Below are 365 nucleotides of genomic sequence, written 5' to 3'. Positions count from 1 at the left end.
GGCCCCATCACGGGTCTGGCGGGGAAGTGTGTGGATGTGGCCGGGGGTGCGGTGGCGAACGGTACGGCGGTGCAGTTGTACGACTGCAACGGTACGGCCGCGCAGCAGTGGACGGTGGGTGCTGACGGGACGATCCGGGCGTTGGGCAAGTGTCTGGATGTGGCGTCGGGGGGTACGGCGGACGGTACGAAGGTGCAGTTGTGGGACTGCAACGGTTCGGCTGCGCAGCAGTGGGCGACTCCCGCGGCGCGGGACATCGTGAATCCGCAGGCCGACAAGTGTCTGGACGTGTCGGGTGGCAGCAGTGCGAACAGCACGCGGCTGCAGATCTGGACGTGCACCGGCGCCGCCAACCAGAAGTGGAC

The 365-nt window shown here is 67.9% G+C and carries 1 protein-coding gene; it reads left to right on the top strand.

The genetic code is table 11. The features are described from left to right. Positions 1-51: 51 nt before the first annotated feature. A partial coding sequence (locus IA22_RS0133770) for a ricin-type beta-trefoil lectin domain protein (RefSeq protein ID WP_245229660.1) occupies positions 52-365 on the top strand: 314 nt, incomplete at its 3' end.

It is taken from the genome of Kitasatospora papulosa (genome assembly GCF_000717245.1).
GTDB classification, from domain to species: Bacteria; Actinomycetota; Actinomycetes; order Streptomycetales; family Streptomycetaceae; genus Streptomyces; species Streptomyces papulosus.
The sequence above is the reverse complement of the archived record's forward strand: the minus strand, read 5'-3'. Positions and strand labels throughout refer to the sequence as shown.